A 368-nucleotide genomic window follows, 5' to 3' on the forward strand; every position below is an offset into this window, starting at 1 on the left:
GTCGGCGACGGGCAATCATGGACGGTCCTTTCAGTTGCGGAGTGTCGGGGTTGCAGGGAGTGCCATCGTCAACCGATGGCATCGCCCAGCGCCTTGTCAAAGCGCCCGCGCTCATAGGGCTCGCGCGCATGCGCCTGCACCGTGCGCACGGCGCCCAGCGTCTCGCTGATCGACGACGACAACGGCTATTACTGGGATGCCAATCGCAACCGTCCGATCCTGGGCGTGCGCCAGTTCACTCCGAACGAAGTCGGTGGCCTGGGCCACATGGCCGTACAGTACGCCCGCGCGATGGGCCTGAACGTGGCTGCGGTGGACGTGGACGACACCAAGCTGGCACTGGCCCGCCAGCTGGGCGCGCAGGTCAC

At 66.8% G+C, this 368-nt stretch carries 1 pseudogene; it reads left to right on the forward strand.

Annotated features, from left to right (window positions below):
- Nucleotides 1-249: 249 nt before the first annotated feature.
- A pseudogene (locus ABGA94_RS08755) lies at nt 250-368 on the forward strand (zinc-binding dehydrogenase); the annotation flags it as partial.

It is taken from the genome of Stenotrophomonas sp. 3diitr2024 (assembly GCF_042136455.1).
In the GTDB taxonomy this organism is placed as follows: Bacteria; Pseudomonadota; Gammaproteobacteria; order Xanthomonadales; family Xanthomonadaceae; genus Stenotrophomonas; species Stenotrophomonas sepilia.